General features: G+C 56.0%; 13 protein-coding genes. 9 read left to right on the top strand and 4 right to left on the bottom strand.

The window, feature by feature from the left end:
* Positions 1-116 precede the first annotated feature (116 nt).
* Complete coding sequence (locus tag ACP5OT_RS00885; RefSeq protein WP_428112786.1) at positions 117-2099, top strand: NHL repeat-containing protein; 1983 nt, start codon at positions 117-119, stop codon at positions 2097-2099.
* 82 nt (positions 2100-2181) lie between these two features.
* Here ACP5OT_RS00885 and ACP5OT_RS00880 read toward each other — a convergent pair whose 3' ends face one another.
* The 4 genes from ACP5OT_RS00880 to ACP5OT_RS00865 form a co-directional block, all read right to left on the bottom strand.
* A complete protein-coding gene (locus ACP5OT_RS00880) occupies positions 2182-2391 on the bottom strand; it encodes a hypothetical protein (protein WP_424676011.1) in 210 nt (69 codons plus the stop codon).
* Entirely contained in the window at positions 2388-3362 is a 975-nt protein-coding gene (gene gmd / locus ACP5OT_RS00875) for a GDP-mannose 4,6-dehydratase (protein ID WP_424676010.1), read from the bottom strand. The genes ACP5OT_RS00880 and gmd overlap by 4 nt, the downstream gene beginning before the upstream one ends.
* A 656-nt stretch (positions 3363-4018) precedes the next feature.
* Positions 4019-5167: an ADP-forming succinate--CoA ligase subunit beta gene (gene sucC / locus ACP5OT_RS00870; protein ID WP_424676009.1), complete on the bottom strand. Its 1149-nt coding sequence runs from the start codon at positions 5165-5167 to the stop codon at positions 4019-4021.
* A 247-nt stretch (positions 5168-5414) separates the two neighbouring features.
* Positions 5415-6293 carry a DNA adenine methylase gene (locus ACP5OT_RS00865; RefSeq protein WP_424676008.1) on the bottom strand — a complete coding sequence of 293 codons (879 nt, stop codon included), beginning with the start codon at positions 6291-6293 and terminating at the stop codon, positions 5415-5417.
* 169 nt (positions 6294-6462) lie between these two features.
* Between ACP5OT_RS00865 and ACP5OT_RS00860 the strand changes: the two genes are divergently transcribed.
* From ACP5OT_RS00860 to ACP5OT_RS00825, 8 genes are all read left to right on the top strand, one after another.
* The gene (locus ACP5OT_RS00860; RefSeq protein ID WP_424676007.1) at positions 6463-7236 is read left to right on the top strand and encodes a hypothetical protein; all 774 of its coding nucleotides are present in this window, start codon (positions 6463-6465) and stop codon (positions 7234-7236) included.
* A gap of 236 nt (positions 7237-7472) precedes the next feature.
* Positions 7473-9512, top strand: coding sequence for a maltotransferase domain-containing protein (locus ACP5OT_RS00855; protein WP_424676006.1), 2040 nt, complete (start codon positions 7473-7475; stop codon positions 9510-9512).
* A gap of 205 nt (positions 9513-9717) precedes the next feature.
* The gene (treS, locus tag ACP5OT_RS00850; RefSeq protein WP_424676005.1) at positions 9718-13077 is read left to right on the top strand and encodes a maltose alpha-D-glucosyltransferase; all 3360 of its coding nucleotides are present in this window, start codon (positions 9718-9720) and stop codon (positions 13075-13077) included.
* Between the two features lie 69 nt (positions 13078-13146).
* A complete protein-coding gene (gene glgB, locus ACP5OT_RS00845; RefSeq protein ID WP_428131070.1) occupies positions 13147-15180 on the top strand; it encodes a 1,4-alpha-glucan branching protein GlgB in 2034 nt (677 codons plus the stop codon).
* Positions 15181-15246: 66 nt separating this feature from the next.
* Positions 15247-17025, top strand: coding sequence for a malto-oligosyltrehalose trehalohydrolase (gene treZ / locus ACP5OT_RS00840; protein WP_424674606.1), 1779 nt, complete (start codon positions 15247-15249; stop codon positions 17023-17025).
* Positions 17026-17146: 121 nt separating this feature from the next.
* Positions 17147-19585, top strand: a complete 2439-nt coding sequence (locus ACP5OT_RS00835) for a DUF3536 domain-containing protein (RefSeq protein ID WP_424674602.1) — start codon at positions 17147-17149, stop codon at positions 19583-19585.
* Positions 19582-22542 carry a malto-oligosyltrehalose synthase gene (locus ACP5OT_RS00830; protein WP_424674601.1) on the top strand — a complete coding sequence of 987 codons (2961 nt, stop codon included), beginning with the start codon at positions 19582-19584 and terminating at the stop codon, positions 22540-22542. Before ACP5OT_RS00835 ends, ACP5OT_RS00830 begins: the two co-directional genes overlap by 4 nt.
* A gap of 232 nt (positions 22543-22774) precedes the next feature.
* On the top strand, positions 22775-23803 hold the full coding sequence (locus tag ACP5OT_RS00825) for a thiamine pyrophosphate-dependent dehydrogenase E1 component subunit alpha (RefSeq protein WP_428112780.1): 1029 nt from the start codon (positions 22775-22777) through the stop codon (positions 23801-23803).
* Positions 23804-24107 lie beyond the last annotated feature (304 nt).

Raw genomic sequence — 24107 nt, 5'->3', positions numbered from 1 at the left:
CGATTATGAACAGTACTGTCAGATCGATCACATCAGACAACTGGCACCAAACCGTCATAACCTGGTGCTGCTAAAATATTCTGTGCGAAGCTCGGCTTGACAGAGAAGGAACCGGCATGCGTCTACGTTTGCTGATCGCCTTACTCCTTACGACACTGATCAACGCTTGTGGAACGTCACCGCTCCCAACACCGGAGCCGGTAACGCCTAGTCCAACGGCAGTGATATTGAACGAAGCGACCACGTTTAGCGAATTGAATGTGCGGCTACGCTTACCTCCCGGCTGGCAGAGTCGCATCGAGGGTGGAATGTTGCGACTTGCTCCAAACAGGACAGCCCTTGAAGCCGCTGTCATCAATGAGCCGACGATCCTCCTCGATACCACATCACTCGCTACCCTAACCACGCAATACGGTTCATCGGCTGCGAACCCGGAAACCATTTTCGAGCTGGCGAGTGGTGCGATCCAATCGGCCGGTTACACCATAGCGCCTACCAAACCGGTAAGCCTTGGCAACGCACACGGGTTAGTTGCCGATATTACCGGACCGACCGGTACTGGTCGATTACTCGTCCTCGTTGACGAGACCCGCGCAGTACGCATTCTGGTGCAGGCGGCAAACGACGAGTGGGCACGATCACAAGCGCTGATCGACGGCATACTGGCAACCATCGAGCTGCTCCCCGTACCATCCCCTACACCTACCCCAACCAATCTCGCCGCCCAACCACAAATTGTGCGCTCTGGACCACCGGGCTTTGTGATGCGACTTGGTGGGCGGAGTGGCCCGGCCAACAGCCGCTTCATTGCTGCCCGCGGCTTAGCTGCCGCACCCGATGGGACGATCTTCTTGGCCGAAAGCGGACGTGGGGTCTGGGTCTTTACCCCCGACGGGACATTACGCCAGATGTTCGGCGCCGATGAGCTACTCGACGCCTACGACGTAGCCCTCAGCCCTAGCGGCGACATCTACGTCGCCGATTATGGTCGTAACGCCATCGTTCGTTTTAGCAGCGATGGCACCTTCCTCAGCCGATGGGGCGGCCATGGCGACGCACCTGACCAATTTGGGCTTTCAGCACCCCAACGGATCGCAGTGGGGAGTGACGGCAGCGTCTACGCGCTCGATACTCGTCCCGGTGCGGATGGGCTAGCCGCAAGTAGTATCGTGCGTTTCAGTGGTGAAGGGCGCTTCCTTGAACGGATCGAACTACCACCCGATGTAGCTCCGGCCGATTTAGTCGTCGCCCCCGGTGGTGTCATCTACCTGGCCGAGAATTTTGCCGGCGTGATCGTTAAGCTTGCCCCCGACGGTACAGTTATCGCCCGCTTGGGTGATCCGGCCGATCCTACGCAATTCGCCGGACCGGTACTCGATCTTGATCGGGCCGGTTATCTCTATCTTGCCACCTATACCGGCGTCATCTTACGGCTGGCGCCCGACGGAACGATTGTCGCACGCGGGGGTGGTCCGGCCACTCCCGGCAGCCTACCAAACCCCGGCGAGATCAGTCTACCCAACGGAATTGTGGCCGCACCCGGTGGTGTGGTGTGGGTGAGCGACAACAGTGGTGAGTACAGCGCAATCTCGGCATTTCGGCTTCAAACCGACGCTACGGCCCTAGCCACGGCAATGGCACTCACGCCTACCGCCCTCGCAGTGGTCGAAACGACGCAGCAGTGGGCGGTCGCGGCTGCCGCCAGCAGCTTCTACGCCCCCGACTACGATCCTGACGGCGTCATCGGCCCACCCGACGTACCTGGCTGCCAAGACAGTCCCGACGCTTGGGCGCCGGCCACCCCCGGCAGCCGTGAAACCCTCACCGTCACCTTTGCCGAGCCAACGTTTGCCAGTGCTCTGACTATCTATCAAAACCATCAACCCGGATACATCGCGCATGTCGAGCTTATCGATGAGCAGGGCACTGCACGAACGGTCTACCGCGCCGACCCAACCCCTGCGCCAGAGTGTCCATTTGCCACCACGATCACCTTCGAGCAAACACTCACACGCATTGTTAAGGCGCAAATCACGCTTGATCAGCGGGATGGCAGTTGGAGCGAGATCGATGCGGTGGCCTTAATCGGCATACCCTAACCAAAACGCTCTGTTCGGCAAAACAAGCCGCCCTGCCCGATACAAGGCAGGGCGGTAAGAGGCAGAGACCGGATGCGAGGCGCTAGGAATCAGATTGGTTGACGACCGATGATTGAGATTGAGAACGACGTACAAGCGACGGTCGTGTTCCCCACAATGACTGGAGATGTTGGCGCGCGTCGCCTGTTCGCCGATCCAACAGCATCACAAAGCGACTCGCATTAACCAAGCCCAGACGCTCAACCAACGCAGCCCATCCTTCCTCGATCAGCCGAGTCTCGGTTTGATTCATCGTATCTGCTCCTTAACTAATTGAAGGTCAGCCTCGACCATCATTTGCACGAGTTCAGGAAACGACGTGCGCGGTTTCCAACCGAGTTTTTGACGCGCCTTACTCGCGTCACCGATCAACAGATCGACCTCGGCTGGGCGCATAAAGCGCTGGTCGATGACGACATAATCGCGATAGTCAAGACCGACACACCCAAACGCCAACTCGCAAAACTCACGAACCGAATGGGTCTCGCCGGTCGCGATCACATAGTCTTCGGGCTGATCTTGTTGGAGCATCAGCCACATCGCTTCAACGTAATCACCGGCAAAACCCCAATCACGCCGGGCCTCCAGATTTCCCAAGCGCAGTTCTTTATCAAGCCCAAGTTTAATCCGCGCCACACCGTGCGATATCTTGCGCGTGACAAACTCAAGCCCACGTCGCGGGCTCTCGTGGTTAAACAGGATGCCGGAGGTTGCGTGCATCCCATAACTTTCACGATAGTTGACGGTAATCCAGTGACCATACACCTTTGCCACCCCATAGGGGCTGCGCGGGTAAAACGGTGTTGTCTCCTTCTGCGGCACCTCCACCACTTTGCCGAACATTTCACTGCTCGACGCCTGATAAAACCGGATTTCGGGATCAACAATCCGCACTGCATCAAGCAGGCGGGTCACCCCCAAGGCTGTCGTTTCACCGGTAAACACCGGCTGGGGCCACGAGGTCTGCACGAAGGATTGCGCAGCAAGATTGTAGACCTCGTGTGGGCGATGCTCGCGCAAGACGTGGATCAGCGACACCTCATCGAGCAGATCGCCGGTCACAAGGGTCAATTTATCTTGAATATGTTTGATCCGCTCGAAATTAACGGTGCTCGAGCGTCGCACCATGCCGATCACCTCATACCCTTTGGCGAGCAAAAATTCGGCGAGATAGCTACCATCTTGCCCGGTAATGCCGGTGATCAGGGCACGTCTAGAAGCCATAGATTATCTTCCTCTCACGTATGCAACGCAAAACGTCAGCAAGACCACCTTGCCGCAACGTCCATAAACGGTGCTACTATACAACGAATCGGCGTTTGCGTCTGCTAAGTGAGTTACTATTATACCCATGAAAGAACCGCTTGGTCAACGGATTGACCGCTGACGCCGCACCGTCTTAGGACGGTACACGGATGTTGTGCCCATCCGTTCGCTTCGTGTGCATCCCTCTATCGTAGGACGGCACAACGCTGCGACCTTAAAATGACCATAGCCGGACGCAGCACGTGTCAGCCGAGCGTCTTGCCAGCTCACGAATAGCGATCTCATACATCGAGTTGGGATGATAATAACCGGCGCGCACACGATCGATCTCCTTGCCGGTTTATTTCCATGTGAACCGTTGCAGCTCGTCGGCGGAACAGATCATCTTGCGGTTGCGTCGAGCGACTCCCGTTTGGGGCTTGCCGCTCCGCCGAAGTCGAGTGACAACTCGCGCGCCTCCACCGTGATCGAGAATGGATTGCTACATTAGCTTTCGCCGCCGAGCGGGCCACCGTTCTGCGGGAAGAGTGGTGTCGGCGGCTTGAACAGCTCGCACAGAAAACAGCCGGGCTACCGGCGTAAGCATTGCGCGCCGCTGCGTGGCGGGATGGTTATTAGCTCACCAATTCGCCACGGGCGGCTGCTACCGCCTTCTGAGCGCCTTCGGCCAGCGTTGCCGCCGGGATCAGCTTTGAACCGGCCAGCAGGGCGCGACCGGCCTCTTCATTGGTACCGACAAGCCGCGCCACCATCGGCACATCCGTCGGTACTTCTGCGAGGGCAGCAAGGATACCACGGGCCACTTCATCGACTCGGGTAATACCGCCGAAGATATTGAACAATACAGCCTTGACGTTCGGGTCGGAGAGAATAATCTGCAAGGCTGCCTTCACCTTCTCTTTGCCGGCGCCACCCCCGATGTCAAGAAAATTGGCCGGCTCACCACCCGACAACTTAATTACGTCCATCGTTGCCATCGCCAGCCCGGCGCCATTAACCATGCAGCCGATGTTACCGTCGAGCTTGATAAAGGTAATATCGGCCTCACGCGCACGCCGTTCGGCTTCAGGTTCGGCAGAGGGATCGCGGAGGGCAGCGAGATCGGGATGGCGGAACAAGCCACTCTCATCGAGGAGTACCTTGGAGTCGAGGGCAAGCAGGTTGCCATCGTTCTTAATAACGAGAGGGTTAATCTCGGCCAATGATGCATCCGACTCAACGAAGGCGCGGTACAGGGCGCCGGCGATCTGGGCAAACTGACGTGCCTGTTTACCATCGCGTAAACCGATGCGAAACGCCAACTCGCGAGCCTGAAAATCGAGTAAACCCATTGTCGGGTGGGCAGCAATCTTAACAATTGCAGCGGGGTTCGTCTTGGCGACCTCTTCGATCTCAACCCCACCCTCGGCAGAAGCAATCATCGTAATTCGCTTGCTTCCACGGTCAAGGATGGCTGAAAGGTACAACTCACGCTCGTAGCTAATCGCCTCGGCAACCAACACCTTCTCGACCGTTAGCCCCTTGATATTCATCCCCAAAATCTGACCGGCCACCTGTTCGGCTTCTGCCGGCGTTTGGGCTAATTTAACACCACCAGCTTTGCCACGACCGCCTACGTGTACCTGTGCTTTAACCACCACCGGCCCACCGATCTGCTCGGCAAGAGCACGGGCTTCCGCCGGAGTTACGGCAACGCCACCACCCGTCACCGGAATACCGTAGCGCGCCAACAGATCGCGGGCTTGATATTCATGCAATTTCATGCCAGCTCTCCGCTACCAAACAGGAGGTATATCGAGTTGGAACAATCGTTCCAATCTGATCTTTGCGTGATAACTTCTGGAATAGTAGCATGAGAGGAGGTGAAATGTCAAACGTTTTGCCCGTACAAAACCTGTGCAGAGGATAGATATTTCCTTGACTACATGCGTCTTTGAAGGGTCAACTAGTGCAGCAAAACGTTTGACATCTCAAGCATGCATATCGGTGTACGGAGCTGGGTTGATGCGTTCAATCACTTGCCAGCGCATAATGAACCGCCACCGCCGGAGAAAAACTACACGCGATCAACTCTTCGACGAAGCCACGGCGCGTCCCATCGCAATTGATTTTGCGACTCGCCAACACGACATCTACCATTTCCGCATCGGCATAGAGTTGGCGGGCCAAGTCCGTCGACGAATTCGACAGCATCACGTAACAATTACGTGCGGCCAGTTGATGAAAAACCCTCGCCAAGCGACGCTGTTCGGCTTCATCAAAGCCACGGCGGGTATAGCCGGTAAAGGAGGCCGTCGGGCTAACCGGGACGTAAGGTGGATCGAAGTAGATAAAATCTCCCGGCTGCGCATGATCGAGCACCGTCGCGAAATCAGCGACACGCAATTCGACGGTGCGCAGCGCACGACTCACTTCACGTAGATTATCGCTATCGACGATTTGCGGGTTCTTGTAGTAGCCGAAGGGAGCGTTGAACTGGCCTTTGTTGTTGAGCCGGTACAGGCCGTTGTAACAGGTACGGTTGAGGAAGATGGTACGAGCTGCGCGTTCGACCCGGGGACGACGCGCGAAATTGGGTTGGCGATCCCAAGCACGGATCTCATAGAAGAAATCGCGGTCGGTAGCATACGGGCGTAAGCACTGCAATAGTTCGATCAGCGTCTCCACCTCATCACGCACGGCGATATAGCAATCGATCAGCTCTGCGTTCAGATCGCTGAGGATCGCCCCTTGCCGCAAGTGACCATGGTTCCACAGGTAGAAGAAGAACGCACCACCACCCACGAATGGTTCATGGTAGCGGCCAAAATGGTTTGGAATCCGCCGGGCAAGCTCTGGCAAAAGCTGGCTCTTGCCACCAGCCCACTTGAGAAAGGGTCGCGCAGGCACACGAAACTCCCTGACCGGCACGGCAAACGCACCCGTCACCCAGCCATGATCGCAGAGCCGCATTATACCATATCGCTATACCCAGGGAACGTCGTGAATCGCTATATAATGGAAGCCGCCGACAGCCTGTGCTTTACCTATTGGTATGTACCCATCGTTAGAGGAAGTTATGCAGATCACGATCCGGCCCATCGCCACGTATGCCGAATACCTTGCCTGCGAACAACTCCAACGTCTCGTTTGGGGCAGTGATTTTACCGTGCCGTTGAACATGCTGGTCACCGTACAGCGCAACGGCGGATTGGTTTTGGGGGCCTTCGTCGGTAATGAACTCGTTGGCTTTGTGTTTGGTTTTTTGGCCCGCACTGCCGATGGCCGATTAAAACACGCCTCACATATGGCTGCTGTCCGGCCCGATCTCCGTGATCTGCGGATCGGTGAGCGACTCAAGCAGGCGCAACGTGAGTTTGTCCGATCCCAAGACCTCGAATTGATCACGTGGACATTCGATCCCTTGCTGGCTCGCAACGCCCATCTGAACATCCACAAGCTCGGTGCTATTTGCCGCACCTATATGCGGAATGTGTATGGGCCGGAGCCGGAATTGATCGATGGTATCCTGCCAAGTGATCGGTTTCAGGTCGAATGGTGGATCGTTCAATCGCCGGTTGACCGACCACCGACCGAACACGTTGTGACAGCACCTCTGATCAATCCGTCGCTCGATGCGCCACCGGCTATTGGGCACGAACCGACCGCTCGGTTGCGCATTCCACTTGATTTCAGTGCGATACAACAACACGATCCTGGGGCAGCACAAGCTTGGCGTTACCATTTCCGTGCCTGCGCCGAAGCAGCTTTTGCCGCCGGGTACGTGGTGGTCGATTTTGGTCGTATTGATACGACCTTCGGCGCGTATGTGTTGGTCAAGCTGAGCAGCTAGCCCTGAAACCGCTCAGTGAGCTGCCACCATCGGCCAATCAGTACCGCATGCAACCAGTTTGACACATGCCGCCGAGCACCGTACAATCAAATTGCAATCATACCGAACATTGTCATAGCAATCACCGACAGCCCGGACTCACGCAGTGCGTAGTGCAGGCACGACTCTTGTTGACATCTAATAACATCATAAAGAACGCAACCCGCACGTATGGTACGTATGGTTAAGGAGGAGCCATGACCGTTAAGGCGCCACGCGCTCGCTCGCGCCGCACGGAGACCCCGTCTGTACCCGACCTAGCCGCAGTTGGCGAGGGTCGGCGGCGGGTGATCATCGAAGCGGTTGAACCGATCATTGATGGCGGACGCTATCCGGTGAAGCGGATCGTCGGCGACACCATCACTGTGCGCTGTGATCTGTTTGCCGACGGTCATGATGAGCTAGCAGCCGTCGTGCGCTACCGTCCACTTGGCGCCAAGGCATGGCATGAGGCACCGCTACGCCACTTCGTCAATGATCGTTGGGAAGGACAATTTCCGCTCACGAGCATCGGTCGTCACGAGTTTCAGATTGTGGCATGGATCGACCGCTTTGCGACATGGGTACACCAGCTCGAAAAGCGGTTAGCAGCCGGTCAAGATGTGCGGGTTGATTTGCAGATTGGGGCCGCACTTGTCGGCGAAGCGGCACGGAATGCCGATGGAGCTGACGCGGCCGTCTTGCACGTTGCCGAGGCGGCACTGATTGCCGGTGATGTCGATACGGCCTTTGCCGGCGAGATCCATGCGCTGATGGCCATCCATCTCCCACGCCGTTTTGCCACCGAATCGGAGATCTACCCGATCACGGTCGAGCGGGAGCGCGCGCGGTTTTCGGCGTGGTACGAACTCTTCCCCCGCTCGACGGCGACCGAGCCGGGACGACACGGTACCTTCCGTGATGTGATCAAGCGGCTTCCCTACGTTGCCGAACTCGGATTTGATGTGCTCTATTTGCCACCGATTCATCCGATTGGGTACACCTTCCGCAAAGGCAAGAATAACAGCCTCATCGCCGGCGCCGACGATCCGGGCAGCCCGTGGGCCATTGGCAACGCCGATGGCGGACATATGAGCGTTCACCCTCAGTTGGGTACGCTCGACGATTTTCGGGCGTTGGTGGATGAAGCCCGTAAGTATGGGATTGAGATCGCCCTCGACATTGCGTTTCAATGCTCACCCGACCACCCATACGTGCGTGAACATCCTGAATGGTTCCGTGCACGCCCCGACGGTACCATTCAGTATGCCGAGAATCCACCCAAGAAATACCAGGATATTTATCCGTTCGATTTTGAGACGGATGCGTGGCGGGAGTTGTGGCAAGAACTGCGTCAAATTTTTGTCTTCTGGATCGGGCAGGGAGTACGCATTTTTCGCGTTGATAATCCGCACACCAAAAACTTTCGATTTTGGGAGTGGTGCCTCAACTCGCTGAAAGCTGAATATCCTGATCTCATCTTTCTCTCGGAAGCGTTTACCCGCCCGAAGGTGATGTATCATCTGGCGAAAATTGGTTTTACCCAGAGTTATACGTACTATACATGGCGTACCACCAAGGCCGAAATCACGCAGTACATGCGTGAACTGACGACGCCACCGGTCAGTGATCTGTTCATTCCCAACTTTTGGCCTAATACACCCGATATCCTTACCCCTCAGTTCTACCGAGGCCAACGCACGGTATTTATCACCCGCGCTGCAATGGCAGCTACGCTCACGGCCAGTTGGGGTATGTACGGCCCAGCGTATGAGTTGATGGAACACACGCCGGTACCTGGCCGTGAAGAGTACATCGACAACGAGAAGTACGAAATTCGGTACTGGAACCTTGATGCGCCGCACAGTCTGCGCGGCTTCATCGCGCAACTCAATCGGATTCGTCGCAACCACCCGGCCCTCCACCGCAACGACACCCTACGCTTTCATCGCGTTGATATTGATTTTCACGAGCACGAGTGGTTGCTGGCCTACAGTAAAACCTCGCCCGACGGGCAAGATATTATTCTGGTAGTAGTCAATCTCGACCCGGATCACACCCATCGAGGTTGGGTACAGGTACCGGTCGCCGATTGGAACCTTACCAACATCTATCAGGCCCATGACCTGTTAACCGACGCTCGCTATCAGTGGTCGGGCGAATTTAACTATGTCGAACTCAGTCCAGCAGCTCCGGTGCATATTTTCCGCATTCGCCGCCTCCGCCGCGACGAGCGAGGGTTTGAGTACTTTGCCTGACAACGTTCTCAGTTCGGTGAACGGGAAGTGGTGAGCCGCACACGGTGCGGCTTCTGGCGTCTCTGCTAGAAGGTCGTACAACCCAAGAGCGCTTTCGACGACCGGCAAGCTACGCATCGGCCGAGAACAATACTTAGCACACGCATCCGGGGGATCAGCCCCCGCTCGCCACCGGGACTTGACCTGTTTGAAAGAGGAAACCTGTATGCCTCGCACACGGCCTGCCAAGACACCGACGGTTATCGCCGATGATCCACTCTGGTACAAAGATGCCATCATCTATGAAGTGCATGTCCGCGCGTTCTGCGATAGCAACGGTGACGGTATCGGCGACTTTCCCGGTCTGACGAGCAAACTCGATTATTTGCAGGATCTCGGCATCACGGCAATCTGGTTGCTCCCCTTTTATCCATCACCGCTGCGTGATGACGGGTACGATATTGCCGACTATACCAACATTCACCCCAATTACGGCTCCTTATCCGATTTCAAGGTCTTCATACGCGAAGCGCATCGGCGCGGTTTGCGCGTCATTACCGAGTTAGTCTGTAACCACACCTCAGATCAACATCCGTGGTTTCAACGTGCCCGCCGCGCGAAACCCGGTTCGTCGGCACGTAATTTTTATGTATGGTCGGATACGCCCGACCGCTATAAAGACGCACGGATTATTTTTAAAGATTTCGAGACAAGCAACTGGACGTGGGACCCGGTGGCCCAAGCCTACTATTGGCACCGTTTTTATAGCCATCAGCCCGACCTGAACTTTGAGAACCCGGCGGTACAGCGCGCCGTGTTTAAAGCGATGGAGTTTTGGCTCGATCTCGGTGTTGACGGTATGCGGCTCGATGCCATCCCCTATCTCTACGAAGCCGAAGGTACCAATTGCGAGAATCTGCCCGAAACCCATGCGTTTCTCAAGCGCCTACGCCGGCATATGGATGAAAAATACCACGGCCGTATGTTTCTGGCCGAAGCCAATCAATGGCCGGAAGATGCGGTGGCCTATTTCGGTGATGGCGATGAGTGTCACATGGCCTTTCACTTCCCGGTCATGCCACGCCTCTTCATGTCGGTTCATCTCGAGGATCGCTACCCGATTATTGATATTATGCGGCAGACACCACCCATTCCTGAGAACTGCCAGTGGGCGATCTTCTTGCGCAACCACGATGAGCTGACGCTTGAGATGGTTACCGACGAAGAACGCGACTATATGTACCGGGTATACGCCCGCGATCCACAAGCCCGGATCAATCTCGGCATTCGCCGCCGACTCGCGCCGCTGCTCGGCAACCATCGCCGTAAAATCGAATTGATGAACGGTCTTCTCTTCTCCTTACCCGGCACACCGGTGATCTACTACGGTGATGAGATCGGGATGGGTGACAATATTTACCTCGGTGATCGCAACGGGGTACGCACACCGATGCAATGGAGCGGCGACCGTAATGCCGGTTTCTCACGCGCGAATCCGCAGCAGCTCTATTTGCCGGTCATTACCGATCCGGAATATCACTACGAGACGGTGAACGTCGAGACGCAGAGTGCAAATCAGCATTCACTCCTCTGGTGGACAAAACGGCTAATTGCACTGCGCAAGCGGTATTCGGCATTCGGACGTGGTACGCTCGAGTTTCTTTACCCCGAAAACCGCAAAGTGCTCTGCTTCTTACGCAAAACTGCCGATCAGATTTTACTCGCCGTCTTCAATCTGTCACGCTTTGTCCAAGGGGTCGAGATCGATCTCTCACCTTATCGTGGACTAATGCCGGTTGAGCTGTTTGGGCAAGTAGAGTTTCCGCCTATCGGTGATCAGCCGTACTTTTTAACCCTCGGCCCGCACAGTTTCTACTGGTTTACCCTGGCCCCGCAGCGGGTTGAAGGGGTACGGGTCACGATGCCACAGCCTGAAACCGAGCTAACTGAGATACCGGTTGATGCTATCGAGTGGGATGCGATCTTTTACGATGGTCGGCAAGTCCGTCTCGAGCAGATCTTACCCGATTACCTCCGCTACCGACGCTGGTTTGGCGCCAAGACGCGCAAGATCAAGCAAGTAAACATCATCGAGTTTGCCCGCCTTGATTATGCCAGCGGCCCGGCCTACCTGACCTTACTGAACGTGCAGTATGTCGAGGGCACCCCCGAGCTGTACATGCTGCCGATGGCTTACGCCGAGGGAGAGCGGGCCGATCAGATACTTGCCGATCAGCGGCATATGGTCATCGCCCGCCTGAGAGTTGGCCGCCGACCCGAAGCGGGTATCCTGTACGATCCGCTTGGTGAGCGTCGGTTTGCTTCGGCACTTCTCGAGTTGACGATCGGGCGACGACGACTGCGCGGCGAAGCGGGTGGGGAGCTGGTCGGCGGGACAACCCGTGCGCTGCGTAAACTGCTCACCGGCAGTGATGGTCTCGAACCGAGTTTAGTGCGCGGTGAGCAGAGCAATTCATCGATCAACTTTGGTAGTCGCCTGATTATGAAGCTCTTCCGCAAGATCGAACCGGGTCGTAATCCCGATCTCGAACTTGGGCGTTTCCTGACCGAAGAAGTCGGTTTTCCACACACACCGCCGGTAGCCGGCTTTATCGAATATCAGCGTGGTAAAGACGAACCATTGACACTTGCGATTGTGCAGGGCTATGTCCAAAATGAAGGAGACGCCTTTGATTACGCCCTCGATGTGGTGCGCCGGTATTACGATACGGTATTAACCCGCGCCGATCTGACACCACCGCCGGTGAAAGCCAGTGTCGCCGAGTTGGTTGCTGCGGCGTTCAACCCACCTTCCCCGCTCGCCGAAGAACTTATCGGCGGTTACCTTGAATCGGCACGGTTGCTTGGTCAACGTACCGCCGAGATGCATCAGGCACTGGCAAAAGGGAGCGGGCCGGCAATGGCGCCGGAACCCTTCTCAACCCTCTATCAGCGCTCGATCTACCAGAGTGTCCGCAGCCTGATCGGACGAACCCTGCAAGACCTGCGCAAACTATTACCATCGTTACCACCAGCGGTGCGTCCGGCTGCCGAACAAGTGGTACAGCGTGAAGAAGCGCTGCTCGCACGCCTCCATCGCATCACTGGCGACAAGATCGAGACGGTACGCATTCGCATCCACGGTGATTATCATCTTGAACAGGTGCTCTTTACCGGTAAAGACTACATGATCATCGACTTTGAGGGCGAGCCACTCCGCCCGATCAGCGAGCGGCGGATCAAGCGCTCACCACTCCGCGATGTCGCCGGGATGTTACGCTCATATCAGTATGCAGCTTACGCCGTGCTCTTCAGCCGTAATGGCACGACAGACCATCCCGAAGAGATCGAACGGCTGCAACAATGGGCCGACTTCTGGAGCTTTTGGGTCTGCGCTGCCTTCCTCGAGGGCTATCTATCTACGGCCCGCAATGAGCCGTTCATCCCCACCGACCGTGCAGACTTTGAAGCACTGCTCGAAACCTTCGTGATTGAGAAGGCTATCTATGAACTCAGTTACGAAATGAATAACCGACCCGATTGGCTGCCGATCCCGCTCAATGGCATCTTACGCCAATTGGAGTAACTAGACCGTTGGACACGATTTGGTACAATCAGTTGTACCCCACTGCAACCATATATGAAGGAAATAGCTATGAGTGAAGGTGAGCAAACCCGCCGTACCCGACGTAAGCAAGCGACACCGGTCACCGAAGCGACGGCACCGATGACCGCAGCAGAGGTTGAACATACGACTGCCGAAGTATCTGAACCGTCGGCAGCTACCACGGCGATGATGAAAAGTATTCTGAGTGAGGATGATATTTATCTCTTCAATCAGGGTACCCACTACCGACTTTACAACAAATTCGGCGCCCAGCCGGTGACGATTGAAGGCGTACCCGGTACCTATTTCGCAGTGTGGGCGCCGAATGCTGAATACGTCGCCGTTATTGGCGACTGGAACAACTGGGACCCCGGCGCACATCCGCTGCGCCAGCGTGGCTTTTCCGGCGTGTGGGAAGGGTTCATTCCCCACATCGGCAAAGGTATGCGCTACAAATTCCATATTGCCTCACGCTATTATGGCTACCGCGAAGACAAGACCGATCCCTTTGGCAGTTATTTTGAAGTAGCACCACAAACGGCGGCTATTATCTGGGATCGGGAGTATACGTGGTCGGATCAGCAGTGGATGAGTGAACGCGGTCAGCGCCAGCGTCTCGGTGCGCCGATCTCGATCTATGAGGTTCACCTCGGTTCATGGCGACGTAAACCGGAGGAGGATAACCGCCCCCTCACCTATCGGGAACTGGCCCACGAGCTGGTCGAGCACGTGAAAGAATGCGGCTTTACCCACGTAGAGCTGCTGCCGGTAACCGAACACCCCTTCTACGGCTCGTGGGGCTACCAATCGACCGGGATGTTCGCGCCGACCAGCCGGTATGGCACTCCGCAAGATTTTATGTACTTTGTCGATTATCTGCACCAGCACGGTATTGGTGTGATCCTCGATTGGGTACCGAGCCACTTTCCGACCGATGGTTACGGGCTGGCGTATTTCGACGGCACACATCTCTATGAACACGCCGATCCGCGCAAAGGTTATCATCCCGACTGGGGAAGCTATATCTACAATTACGGTCGCAACGAGGTGCGTAGCTTTCTGATCAGTTCGGCTCTGTGCTGGCTTGACAAGTTCCATATTGACGGTTTGCGCGTCGATGCTGTTGCCAGTATGCTCTACCTCGACTACTCGCGACGACCTGGTGAGTGGATTCCGAATGAATACGGCGGTAATGAAAATCTGGAAGCGATTAGCTTCTTGCGTGAACTGAACACCCAAATCTACAAGTATTATCCCGATGTGCAAACCATTGCCGAAGAGAGTACTGCATGGCCAATGGTTTCGCGTCCAGTCTATGTGGGTGGGTTGGGCTTTGGCTTCAAGTGGGATATGGGGTGGATGCACGATACGTTGCAATACTTCCGCCGCGATCCCATTTACCGCCGCTTCCACCACAACGAGCTGACCTTCCGTGGCCTTTACATGTTTACCGAGAACTACGTACTTCCACTCTCACACGATGAGGTCGTTCACGGCAAGGGGTCGCTGCTCGATAAAATGGCCGGTGATGTTTGGCAGAAGTTTGCCAACCTACGCTTGCTCTATTGCTACATGTTTGCCCAACCCGGCAAGAAGCTGCTCTTCATGGGCGGTGAGTTTGGGCAATGGCGGGAATGGTCACACGATACGAGCCTCGATTGGCATTTGCTGATGTTCCCTTCCCATCAAGGAGTGCTTCGGCTCATCAGTGACCTCAACCGACTTTACCGCAGTGAATCGGCTTTGCACGAACTTGACTGTGATCCGAAGGGGTTCGAGTGGATTGACGCCAATGATGCCGACGCCAGTGTGTATAGCTTTTTGCGCAAGAATCGGCACGGCGAGACGATTTTGGTGGTGCTGAATGCAACACCGGTAGTCCGCGAAGACTACCGAGTCGGCGTACCGTTTGGTGGTTGGTGGCGAGAGTTACTGAACAGCGATTCGGAATACTATTGGGGGAGTGGGCAAGGAAATGCCGGTGGTGTGATGGCTGAAGAACTACCATCGCATGGACGGCCATTCTCGTTGCGCTTGCGCTTGCCACCGTTGGGGGCGTTGTATTTTAAGCACTGTCCGTAACGCAAAGGCGCAAAGGCGCAAAGGCGCAAAGGCGCAAAGGCGCAAAGGTGCAAAGGTGCAAAGTCTATGTTCAATCTGCCACAACCCGGTGCGGTTTACCGCAGCGATGGTACAACTGCCTTTACCTTATGGGCGCCAACTGCTGCGACCGTTGAACTGATCGTTCTTGATCCGAAACCCCGGACAGTGACGATGAAACCGATCGGATATGGCTGCTGGCATGGGGTCACGGAGGCGCCACCCGACACACGCTACCGCTACCGACTCGATGGTCAACGGGAGCGACCTGATCCGGCATCGCGCTGTCAACCCGAAGGTGTGCATGGCCCATCGGCAGTTGTCGATCATAACTTCGACTGGAGTGATGCGGCGTGGCGCGGCGTACCCCTCACCGATCTCGTGATCTACGAGCTACACGTCGGCACCTTTACCCCAGAAGGAACCTTCACGGCCATCATCCCCCATTTACCGATGCTCCGTGATCTCGGCGTGACGGCTATCGAACTTATGCCGGTAGCCCACTTCCCCGGCCAACGTAATTGGGGCTACGATGGCGTCTATCTCTACGCTCCACACACGGTCTATGGGGGCGTCAAGGGTCTGAAGCAATTGGTCGATGCCGCCCATGCCCACGGTATAGCCGTTATCCTCGATGTGGTCTACAATCACTTTGGTCCTGAAGGCAACTATTTGTGGGACATCGCACCGCCGGCGTTTACCGATCGCTACCGCACACCGTGGGGATCGGCGATCAATTACGATGGTCCCGACAGTGATCTGGTCCGCTGGTTGATCATCGAGAACGCCCTAGAATGGCTGCGCGAGTATCATATTGACGGCTTACGGCTCGATGCAACGCATGCGATCTTCGATGTATCGCCGTACCACCTGCTTGAGGAGTTAGCCGACCGGGTACGCGAACAAGCGATCCGCCTTGGTCGTCCGGCGTATCTCTTCGCCGAGCACCCGCTCAACGATCCGCGCTTTGCCCGTCCTAAGGTCCTCGGTGGCTACGGTTTAAGCGGCATTTGGTCGGACGATTTTCATCACGCCCTGCATAGTTTTCTCACCGGTGAACAAAACGGGTACTACGCAGGCTTCGGTAGTTTGGCACAGATAGCGACGGGCATCGAGCGTAGCTTTGTCTTTGCCGGTGAATATTCACCGCACGCCCGCCGTCGCTTTGGTCGCGATCCTTCCGATCTTGCCCCCGAACAATTTGTGGTCTTTTTGCAAAACCACGACCAAGTCGGTAATCGTGCTATCGGAGACCGACTAGGGGCAACGTTGAGTGAAGCGCAATTACGGGTTGCTGCCGCGACGGTGCTGCTCAGCCCGTATACACCGTTGATTTTCATGGGGGAGGAGTATAACGAGCCGGCGCCTTTTCAATATTTTACCGACCACAGTGACCCGGCGCTCATTACCGGAGTACGCGAGGGCCGTAAACGTGAGTTTGCCGACTTCTTGCGCCCCGGCCAAGAAGTGCCTGACCCACAAGATCCGACCACATTTACCCGCTCGAAACTCAATCACGCTCTACGCACGGTCGGCAGGCACACGGCCCATCAGGCTTTTTACCGCGAACTGTTGGGGTTACGGCGTAAGCTACCGGGGTTGCGTCAACGGCCCCGTACCTACGTCCATGGTCAGACAATCGTGGTAGAATGGCCGCACATCCGGCTGCTGCTCAATTTCGGCCCGGATTCAGTGCGGATCGAACTGCCGGCAGCATCCTGGCAGATCCGGCTCGATAGTGCAGACCCGCCCGCAGCAATCTTAGACGGCACGAGCATCACTTGCAGCGGGCATAGCGCTGTGCTGCTAACCTCACACGATGAGTAACACTCGCGACCTCAATCCCATACGGTCAGCGAGCGATCTCACCGTGTATTGGCTGACTACCGCAACTCCGTCTGTCGTGCAACACATACCTGTAGTCAAACAACCTAACGGAGCGTCTACCATGGCCGAGCGGCTGATTTGTATTCACGGTCATTTCTACCAGCCGCCACGCGAAAATCCGTGGCTCGAAGCAGTCGAACAGCAAGACTCGGCATACCCCTATCACGACTGGAACGAGCGGATTACCGCCGAGTGTTACGAGCAAAATGCTGCCTCGCGCATTCTTGATAGCCAAAACCAAATTGTTCGCATTGTCAACAACTATAGTCGGATCAGTTTTAACTTTGGCCCCACCCTGCTAACATGGTTAGCCGCTCATGCACCGCAGGTGTATCAAGCGATCCTGCAAGCCGATCAGGAAAGTCACCATTACTTGGGAGCTGGCTCGGCGATGGCACAGTGTTATAACCACATCATTATGCCACTCGCATCGCGTCGCGATAAGGTAACGCAAGTCATCTGGGGTATTCGCGACTTTGTCCATCGCTTTGGACGGGAACCCGAAGGTATGTGGCTCCCCGAAACGGCAGTTGATCTGGAGACGCTCGACATCATGGCCGAACACGACATCAAGTTCACGATCCTTGCACCCACGCAAGCTAGTCATGTGCGTAAAATCGGCGAAATGATTTGGCATGATGTAAGCGGCGGGCGGATCGATCCGACGCAGCCGTATCTGGTGAAATTGGCGAGCGGCCGCGCTATCACGGTCTTCTTCTACGATGGGCCGGTCTCGCGTGCGGTAGCGTTCGAGCGACTTCTTAGCAGTGGGGTTGGATTTGCCAATCGGCTGGCCAGTATTTTTAACGACCAACGCTCATGGCCACAACTCGCTCATATTGCAACCGATGGTGAGACCTACGGCCATCACCATCGCCACGGCGATATGGCATTGGCGTATGCCTTACACTACATCGAAGAAACCGGTCTGGCGAAACTTACCAACTACGCGGCGTACCTACAACGCTACCGGCCAACGTATGAAGTACAGATCATCGAACGCACCTCGTGGAGTTGTGCGCACGGTGTGGGGCGCTGGTCAACCGATTGCGGTTGCAGTACCGGCAGTAATCCCGGTTGGAATCAGGCATGGCGTGCGCCGCTACGTGCTGCCCTAGACTGGTTACGCGATACGATTGCGCCACGATTCGAGGGTTATGCCCGCCGTCTGTTGCACGATCCATGGGCAGCGCGTGATGATTACATCAGCGTTATTCTTGACCGTTCACCGGAAAACGTCGCCGCTTTTATCGGTCGGCATAGCCGTGGCCGGCTGGATGATCACCAGCGGATTGCAGTCCTGAAGTTGATGGAGCTGCAGCGCCACCTGATGCTGATGTATACCTCGTGTGGCTGGTTTTTCGATGATCTGAGTGGGATCGAGACGATACAGGTCATGATGTACGCCGGCCGGGCTATCCAACTGGCTCACGAACTGTTTGGTGAAGAGATCGAGGGTGAATTCCTCAATCGACTGGCACAAGCGCGCAGCAACCTGCCGTCACGGGGTAACGGACGCGATCTCTACGAACGGCACGTGCGTCCGGCGATGGTCGATCTGCGCAAAGTCGGTGCTCATTATGCAATGACTGCCCTCTTCAACGGAGTAGGTGAACACGAACAGATCTATGCCTACACCGTTGAGCGTGAAGATTACCATCTCTTGCTAGCAGGAAAGTCGCGATTGGCACTTGGCCGCATTCGCATCATCTCCAACATCACCGGGGAATCCACTCGCCTCAGCTTCGGCGTCTTACATCTCGGCGATCACAACATATCCGGTGGTGTCCGTGAATACCAGAACGAGCAAATATACCAGCAACTGATTGAAGAGTTGAGCGAACTCTTTCTGCGCGCCGATATACCTGGCGTCATTCGCATGGTCGACCGCAATTTTGGTCAAGAACAATATTCTCTCAAACTTCTCTTCGGTGACGAGCAGCGCCAGATCCTCAATCGCATTCTTACATCGAGCCTTGCTGAAGCCGAAGCTGCCTATCGCCAAATCTACGAAAATCACGCGCCGCTGATGCGCTTTCTCGCCAGCATGGGAATGCCGGTCCCGCGAGAATTTCAGATTGCAGCCGAATTTGCCATTAATACCGAATTGCGTCGCCTCTTTGAAACGGAACCTCTCGATTTTGACCGCATTAACAGCCTCTTGCGCGAAGCACAGCGATCGGGGGTGACGCTCGATGCAGAAGGGCTTAGTTATGCACTGGCCCGTACCATTCGCAATATTAGCGAGAACTTCTATCAGAATCCGGAAGATCGCGCATTGCTGACTCAGCTCGATGCTGCGGTCGGCCTGGCGCGCAACCTCCCGTTCGAGGTTGATGTCTGGCATACGCAAAACGTGTATTACAAGTTGTTGCAAACCGTGTATCCGCAGATGGAAGCCGATACCCGTGCCGGATTTGCCGATGCTTATGCATGGATTAGGCTCTTCCGGTCATTGGGAACTAAATTGCGCTTCCGTCTGCCAGCAGGAGAGCCATGATTGATGCAGAATTGCGTATTCCCCGTGCCACGTACCGCCTACAACTGAACGCCGATCTCACGTTTACCGATGTCGCCCATCTGGTGCCCTACTTCGTTGATCTTGGAATCAGTGATCTCTACTTTTCACCAATCTTGACCCCACGAGCCGGCAGTCGTCACGGCTACGATATTACCGATCATTCACAACTCAACCCTGAACTCGGTGGCGAGGCCGGATTCACCCAGCTTGCCGAGACCTTACGCGCTCATCAACTCGGTCTGATCCTTGATGTCGTACCCAACCACATGGGGATTGGCGATCCGCGGAATGTGTGGTGGCGCGATGTCCTGGAAAACGGGCCAAGCTCAATCTTTGCCCCGTACTTTGACATTGACTGGGATCCGGTGGCGCCCGAATTGCACGGCAAAGTGCTGTTACCGGTGCTCGGTGATCAGTACGGGGTTATCCTCGAACGAGGTGAACTACGTTTGTACTACGACGACGATGGCGGGTTCAGTCTGGGCTATTGGGAGCACCGGTTTCCGTTGAATCCGCGGAGCTACGCCGACATTCTGACGCAAAAGCTTGATGATCTCCTGAGTAACCTTGGTAGCGATCACCCTGATGCAATTGAGTTGCAGAGTATCATCACTGCTATCGGTTACCTGCCTTCACGTCACGAGGTATCACCTGAACGGATAATTGAGCGCAACCGCGAGAAAGAGGTGATTAAACGTCGGATTGCGACGCTGGTCGCGAATAGTGAACCGGTACGTCAGATGATCGCGCAAGCACTGGCCGACTACAATGGTGATCCGTCCGATCCAAAAAGTTTTGACTTACTTGATGCGTTACTTGCCCGTCAATCGTACCGGTTGGCGTTCTGGCGGGTAGCAACCGAAGAGATTAACTACCGTCGCTTCTTTGACATCAACGATCTAGCCGCCATCCGCGTCGAACTTCCCGATGTCTTACAAGCTACTCATGATCTGATCATGCGCTTGTTGGCCGAGGGGATTGCGACCGGCGCCCGCATCGACCACCCCGATGGCCTCTGGCAACCGGCCACCTATTTTCGTCAATTGCAAGAGAGTTACCTACGGTATGCCGCCGCATTCCGCTTTGGAGGGAGCGCCCCTGCCGATCTCGATGAGCAGATCCGGCGACGACTCGCGCAGGCTGAGCGTGGTGAACGGCCATGGCCGCTCTACGTCGTCGCCGAGAAAATTCTGAGCCATGGCGAACCGTTACCCTCGGATTGGGCCGTCGCCGGAACAACCGGCTACGATTTTCTGAACCAGATTGGGAGCGTCTTGATCGACCGCAGTAGCCAGCGAGCAATCAACCGACTGTATCGCCAATTTGCCGGGCCGCAGCCCACTTTCGCCAATCTGGTCAATAGCAAAAAGAAAGAGATCATGCTCGTCTCGCTCGCCAGTGAAGTCAATACGCTCAGTCATCTACTTGACCGGCTGGCCGAACGCACACGACGTTACCGTGACTTCACTCTGAACAGCCTGACGTTTGCCATCCGCGAGGTGATTGCAGGGATGCCGGTGTACCGTACCTACATCAGCTCTGATGGTGTTGTGAGCCAACGTGATGAGCAGGCAATCCGCATGGCGGTGCGCGAGGCAAAGCGACGTAACCCACGCACAGCAGCGCAGATCTTCGACTTTATCGAGGATACATTGCTCTTGCGCAATCTTGACCTCTTTGCGCCGGAGGTACGCGATGATGTGGTGCGCTTCGTGATGAAGTTCCAGCAACTCAGTGGGCCGGTGATGGCGAAGGGTGTGGAAGATACAGCATTTTATGTCTACGATCGCCTGGTCGCATTGAATGAGGTAGGTGGTCATCCCGAACTCTTCGGCTGCGAAGTGAGTGAGCTACACGCCGCCGCTCAAGAACGGCAGCGCCACTGGCCGCACAGTATGGTCACCACTTCTACCCACGATACCAAGCGTAGCGAAGATGTGCGCGCACGGATCAGTGTCCTTAGCGAGTTGCCCGATGAGTGGCACCGACACGTGATCCGCTGGAGCCGACTAAACGCGGCTAAGCGCAGTACCATCGAGGGTGGGATGGCGCCGAGTCGTAATGATGAATACTTGCTCTATCAAACACTGGTCGGTACGTGGGAATCGATGGATCAGCTTGAAACCTTTACCCAGCGGATCGCTGCCTACATGGAGAAGGCAACCCGTGAAGCTAAGGTGAATACGAGCTGGATCAACCCTAACGCCGATTATGATGTTGCCGTCCAACGCTTTGTGCGAGGTATTCTCGATCCACGTCGCTCGCGTCGTTTCCTCGATAGCCTCGATGCCTTCGCCCATCGGATCGCCGTTTTTGGACGGTGGAATAGTTTGACCCAGACGATTGTCCGTCTCACCACACCGGGTGTGCCCGATCTTTACCAAGGATGCGAATTGTGGGATTTTAGTCTGGTTGATCCGGATAATCGGCGACCGGTCGATTTTCAGCGTCGAGTAGCACTCTTGGCCGATCTGCGTGCCCGACAGGCGGCCTGCGAGAAGGCTGCACTAGCCGATGAGTTGTTGGCGTCGGCGGCAGATGGACGGATCAAGCTCTACACGATTGCTACGGCGCTTGATCTCCGTCGCCAACGACCCGAACTCTTCAGTGCCGGTGAGTATCTACCGCTGATGGCAAGTGGACCTGCTGCCGAACACGTGATCGCCTTTGCGCGTCGGCATCCGAGTGCCGGTGAAGCAATCACGGTTGCACCGCGGCTTACGGCACGCCTGAGTAACGGGCATGAATTACCGCCGATCGGTGAGTTGTGGGACGAGACATGGTTGCCCTTGCCGCAGAGTACGCCAGGTAGCCGGTATCACAACCTTTTCACCGGCGAACGTCTCGTCGTGACCGAGCACTCGGCAACGCCGGGGCTGGCCCTCGCCGAGATATTGCGGCGCTGGCCGATTGCCCTGTTGGTGCGTGAAGATTAGACGAACGGCATGGTAGAAGCGATAACGCTGCACAATGGCTCATATCGGCTAAAACTTCTGTTTACCTTCATCAGCATTTTCGGCTATACTATTTATGGTTACCTGATCGCCTGATCGCCGTCGATGGGGACGGAACGTAAGCGTATGAGTGTGCGTCTTCGTTGTCGTGCCCCGCTACGGCGAACCGTGGCGGGTATTTACTATTGGCGCATAGCTAGAGGGAGGGATTCTAATGACCGTCTCGATCAATGAAATCAGCGCCAGTCCGAGCTTTGGACACGATCTACCGCCGCATACCCTTCGCGATATGCTCCGGTACATGATGTTGGCCCGGGCACTCGATGAGCGTATGTGGGTGCTAAACCGAGCCGGAAAAGCGCCGTTCGTGATTAGTTGTCAGGGGCATGAAGCTGCTCAGGTCGGCGCGGCGTTTGCCTTACAGCGGGGCAAAGATTTTATCCTGCCTTACTATCGTGGCTTAGCTACGGTGTTGGTGATGGGAATGACGCCGACGGAAGTGATGCTTGGTCTCTTTGCACGCGCCACCGATCCAAGCTCAGGTGGTCGCCAAATGCCGGCTCACTACGGATGTCGTCGTCTCAAAATCGTGACCCAATCGTCGCCGGTCGGCACGCAGATTGCGCATGCTGCGGGGATTGGTCTGGCCGAGAAGATCAAAGGTGGTGATGCGGTAGCGTGGGTATCGTTTGGTGAAGGGACCACCAGCCAAGGCGATTTTCACGAAGCGCTCAATTTGGCAGCCGTACACCGGCTGCCGGTCATTTTTCAATGCGAAAACAACGAATACGCGATTAGTGTTCACCAACGGCAGCAAATGGCTGTGGCTAGCGTTGCCGACCGTGGCCCAGCCTACAGTATTCCCGGTATTAGTGTCGATGGTACCGATGTGTTGGCCGTCTACGAAGTTACCCGCCGCGCCGTTGAGCGAGCTCGGCGTGGCGATGGTCCAACGTTGATCGAGGCCCGGGTGGTACGGATGACCGCGCACTCGAGTGACGATAACGACCGCACCTATCGCCCGCCACACGAACTAACATTGGTGCGACACCAAGATCCCATTGTGCGTTTTATCGCCCAACTGCGCGAACACGGCATCTTGAGTGAAGCCGACGAGCAAGCGATGCGCACCGAAGTGGCCGAGATCGTTGATAAAGCGACGACAGAGGCGGAACAGGCACCGATGCCCGAACCGGAGACGCTGTGTGACCATGTGTATGCGCCGGTGCGTCCACGCCGTTAACGCAGAGATGCAGAGGGGGCAACGGCGGAGTACACACAAAGGCGCAGAGACGCAAAGGGATGGTGGGGGATGGGGCAAATGCGCTTGGGGCGACCATCCAAAAAATCTTAGCGACCTTTGCGTGCTTAGCGGCTTTGCGTTAAACGTATTCACGGAGGATAGTATGCCCGAGATGAACCTGCTCGAAGCGATCCGGCAGGCCCTCGATGAGGCGGCGGAGAGGATGGTACACACAAAGGCGCAGAGACGCAAAGGGATGGTGGGGGATGGGGCAAATGCGCTTGGGGCGACCATCCAAAAAATC

Source organism: Chloroflexus sp. (genome assembly GCF_049970315.1).
Classification (GTDB): domain Bacteria; phylum Chloroflexota; class Chloroflexia; order Chloroflexales; family Chloroflexaceae; genus Chloroflexus.
Note: the sequence above shows the minus strand (reverse complement) of the source record. Positions and strands in the feature narration are given on the sequence as shown.